Raw genomic sequence first — 4,885 nt, forward strand, 5'->3', positions numbered from 1 at the left:
CTATCGCTTCCTCAGTAACTTTTGTTAATTCCTCAGGTGTAAATGGTTTTGAAATAAAATTGAATGCACCAAGTTTTGTTGCCTCGATTGCAGTTTCAATTGTTGCGTAACCTGTAATCATTATAACAGGAACCTTCGGATACAATCTTTTAATAGATTCTAAAACTTCCATTCCGTTTCTTTTCGGCATTTTAAGATCGAGCAAAACTAAATCATATTGATTCAATCTCATTTTGTGGATAGCTGCATCAACATCGAAAACCTCATCAACAGAGTAACTTCTCTTCGACAAAATTTTTCGGATGCTTTGACAAACTATCGGTTCATCATCTATGACAAGTACATTATTCTTTGATGCAAAATTCTTTCCATACATTCCAACTCTCGGCATGTCTGAACGGTCGAGGCACATTAAATAATCATCACATGTAAATTTTTCAATTTCTGAAAAACTGAAAGGCATATCGACATCGATTATATCTTTTGAGAATTGATGAACTTTCTTTATTGACTTCGAGGCTAGCGCTTTTTCTTTTTTCTCTATTGGACAATCACCGACGCATTCTTTCCCTTCAACAACAACTTTTCTGCAGTCTCGTTTTCCCAAGTGACAATATGCTCTTGTTGCAGTTTTTTTCGCATGCGGAATATCTGAATGAGTGAGTGTTTCAACATATTCTTTGGAAGTATATTTTGTAATTTCTGCTTCACTGAAGGGCATGTCGACATCGATGATATCATTCGAAGGGTTTGAATTTTTCAATTCCTTCTTTTGATTGTTTTCTTTTTTTCTCGAAAGCGCTCTTTCAGTAACAAGATTCAATTCTTCCGGAGAGAATGGCTTTGGTAAATAATTTGAAGCTCCGAGTTTTGTTGCTTTTACGGCAGTATCGATGGAAGAATAACCTGTTATCATTACTACTTCGAGTTCGGGATAATGTTTGCGGATAATTTCGAGTAGTTCCATTCCGCTTGTTTTCGGCATCATCAGATCTGTTATTACTAAATCGTATGAGCTTTCATTGATTTTTTTAATTGCGGAATCGGCATTTAATGCTTTATCAACTTTATATCCTCTTCGGCTTAGAATCTTTTCAACACTTTGACAAATAGTTTCTTCATCATCAACAACTAAAATTTTTTTCGTAATCATTTTTTTTATTTCCTTTTTTTTATTCTTATAAATGCAATGATCATGCCAGAAGAAAATGATGATATTATATTCAATTAGGATTGAAAATTTGAAATTAAATGAAGGATTGCGATTAAAATTTAATAGAAATGCATATTTAAAATATGCATCTGCAATTATTGATATGCACTCAGATAGGTTTTTTGATATTATATTTTCTTATCAATGCTTGAAGGTTTGCTCTCTGCATTCCCACATCGCGTGCAGTTTTTGAAATGTTCCAATTGTTGCGGATTAAAGCTTCTGTTATAAAAACTTTTTCGATTTCATGAACTGAAGATTCACGTATCTGTTTTTTAAGCTGCTTAAGTTCTTCACTTGATTTCGGAATAATGCTGCTGATTTGAGTTTCGGTTTTGAACAACGCTGCGCTTACATGAATCGGTTCGATTAGATTTCCTTCGAGTAATATCATTAGTCGTTCGATTGTATGCTCCAATTCACGAATATTCCCGGGCCAATGATAGTTTAAAAGTACTTCCAACGCTTCAGGTTTAATTTTGGGAATTGACTTATTCATTTCACTTCCGAATTTATTTATGAAATGAATTATAAGTTCAGGAATATCTTCTCTTCGTTCTCGGAGTGATGGAAGCCTAATTGGAAATACGTTTAGTCTATAAAATAAATCTTCGCGGAATTTCCCGGCATCAACAAGTTGTTTCAAATCTTTGTTTGTAGCAAAAATTAATCTCACATCCACTTTTTTTACGGTTGTGCTTCCAACTGAAATAATTTCTTTCTCTTGAAGTACTCTGAGCAAACGTGCTTGAGTTTCAAGAGAAAGATTACCAATCTCGTCAAGAAAGATTGTTCCTTTATCTGCAACTTCAAAAACTCCAATTTTATCGGCGGTCGCACCGGTGAAAGAACCTTTTACGTAACCAAATAATTCGCTCTCAAGTAAAGAAGTTGATAAAGTTGAAATATCTATCGCAAAAAATTTTTCATCCTTTCGCTTACTCAAATTATGAATTGCTCTTGCAGTCAAATCTTTTCCCGTTCCACTCTCACCTATTATTAAAATTGTTGCATCAGTTTGAGCAACTTTTCTAATTAAATCAAAAACGATTTTTGCTTTAGGACTCTTGCCGATAATTCCTTCAAATCCTTCTTCGCTTGCATCGATTTTCGGTATTTTTGAAATTTGAATTAAGCTTCGTTTCTCTAATGCTTTTTCAAGAACCGCGAGCAACTCGTTCGGTGTGAATGGTTTAGGTAAAAAATCAAAAGCTCCACCGCGCATCGTCTCCACTGCAGATGAAATTGTAGCAAAACCCGTAATCACAATCACAATAATTTCCGGAAATTTTTTTCTAATGAATTGAAGTACTTCCAATCCTCCGATGTCGACCATCTTTAAATCAGTAAATACAACATCAAATTCATCGTTTTCTATAAATTTAAGAGCCTGCTTACCCGAAGTGGAATAAAGAGTTTCGTGACCTGCTCTGCGAAAAATTTTTTCACAGCTTTTACAAATTACAATTTCATCATCGATAATTAATATTTTTGCCATTCTCTAATCTTCGCCTTCCGTACTCTTTAAAGGTAAACTAATTTCAAATGTTGTTCCTTCACCGGGAGTACTTGTCAGATTGATATTTCCGCCATGTTGCTCAATTATTCCGTATGTAATTGAAAGTCCTAATCCGGTTCCGCTTTCTTTTGTTGTGAAGAACGGATCAAATATTTTTTCTTTTAAATGCTCTGGAATTCCGATACCTGTATCGCTGAACATAATACTAACTGTTTCTTCGTTAGATTTATTTAATTCTATATTGAGTTTTCCTCCATTCGGCATAGCTTCCGATGCATTTAAAATAAGGTTTATAAAAACTTGCTGAATCTGATCTGGATCGACCATTAGTTCAGGAAAATCAGTTACTACATGTTTCTCAATTTCAATATTTCTGAATGAAGTTTGATTTCGAACAAGAAGAATAATATTGTCGATTAGGGAATTAAGATTGGTCAACTTCTTTTGAGGTTTCGTTTGACGTGCGAAATCAAGTAATCGTTTTACTATTTCTCTGCAGCGAATTGTTTCTTTTACAATTACTTCTACATCTTCTTTTCGCGGATCGTCGTCTGTTAAGTCATCTTTCAGCAGACTTGCATTGGTTAAAATTCCGGTTAGAGGATTGTTAATTTCATGTGCAACGCCTGCAGCTAATTTTCCAATCGAAGCTAATTTTTCAGAACGGAAAAGCTGTGAGTGGATTTTTTTTATTTCTTCTGTCCGCTGCTGCACTTTTTTCTCAAGTTTTTCTCCCCATGCTTCAAGTTCTTCTTTTTCTGTTTCTAACTCTTTTGCCATTTGATTAATCGAAGTCGCTAAATTTTCAATTTCACGCGGTGCCTCGAGATGAATTTCTTTTTTATAATCACCTGTGGCAATTTGATTGGCAACAGTTTCAAGTTTTCTTAGCGGATTTGCAATTTTCTTTGCCATTAGAAATGAAGCAAAAATAATCAGAACAAGTCCAATTAGAGCAATTCCTAAAAAAGTAAGAATTGTATTTCTCAAAATGTCGTCAAATGGTTCTTTTAAAATTCCTACATAAAGAATTCCAACAATCTTGTTATCAATATTCCGAATCGGCTCGTAAGCTGTGATGTACCAAGAATTAACAACGAATGCTTCACCGACCCAACGTTTTCCATTTACCAAAACTTGATCGTAAACTTCTTCGGATACTAAAGATGTGATAGCTCTCGAACCATCTTCATTTCTAACATTTGTAGAAATTCTCAAATCGTTTTGAAAAATTGTTGCTGAACCGATTTCTTGTCCTTTATACACTTCTCCTTCGTGAACAATTTCTTTTATCTTGTCCACGATTTCAAAATTTCTGTTTAGTAAAATTCCTCCAATTAAAATTCCGATAAAGTTATTCGATTCATCAAAAATCGGTACGGCAGATCTGAGCATCATACCGGAAGATTCAATATGTACTTCGCGAGGTTTTGATTTTGGTGTCGGCGTTATTTTCATCGAAGCTTGAATTGATAATTGTTCGGATTCTTTTATCAATAAATCTTCAACGACTATATCTGTACCGGAAACAGTTCTTTTTGAGTTAATTACTTTCTTAATAAAATTATCCTCGTTCATCAAATCACCCGATCTAATAGGATTTCTTCCTCTCATTATTACCTTACCGTTTCCATCAACGATCGTAAGTATATCCAATCCTTCTCTATGAAGTGTTTTCTGTAAATCTTTTTTAAGAAAGTTTTGATCTCTGTATTTTACAGCATTTATAACAAGACTTCGAACGCTGTTTAACCTGACAATACTTTCAATCTGTTTAATTTTATTTCTATATATTTCTCTTGCAGAATTTAAATCGGAGATGCATTTCGATTCAGAACGTGAAAGAATTTGATCGTGAATTAATTTCACTCCGACAATCATTGTTATTACGGTAGGAATAACAATGGCAATAGTGAAATACATAATAAGCTGGGATTGAATGCTTTTAGCGGAGAGCTTTTTCATCTATTAAATAGCGAATTTTTTTTAAAATTAACTAAAATATGATTCAGTTAATAGTATTGAAGGTAATTAGTCAAACTTAGTTGAAAATATTAAGAGAGGCCATTTCAATTCAAGCTACCTTTCTTTGATGTAACTTCAATTCTGATTGAATCGCTGATCTTAATAAATTTAATTTTTTATGATTACTT

3 protein-coding genes are annotated in these 4,885 nt (G+C 33.6%); all 3 read right to left on the minus strand.

Annotation, left to right across the window (positions count from 1 at the left end; translation table 11 throughout):
- Positions 1–1,153: response regulator (locus FJ213_12745; protein MBM4177017.1), on the minus strand; the 1,153-nt coding region annotated here is incomplete at its 3' end.
- Positions 1,154–1,322: 169 nt separating this feature from the next.
- Entirely contained in the window at positions 1,323–2,711 is a 1,389-nt protein-coding gene (locus FJ213_12750) for a sigma-54-dependent Fis family transcriptional regulator (GenBank protein ID MBM4177018.1), read from the minus strand.
- Positions 2,712–2,714: 3 nt separating this feature from the next.
- Complete coding sequence (locus FJ213_12755) at positions 2,715–4,697, minus strand: HAMP domain-containing protein (GenBank protein ID MBM4177019.1); 1,983 nt, start codon at positions 4,695–4,697, stop codon at positions 2,715–2,717.
- Positions 4,698–4,885 lie beyond the last annotated feature (188 nt).

The sequence above is a fragment of the Ignavibacteria bacterium genome, assembly GCA_016873845.1.
In the GTDB taxonomy this organism is placed as follows: Bacteria; Bacteroidota; Ignavibacteria; order Ch128b; family Ch128b; genus JAHJVF01.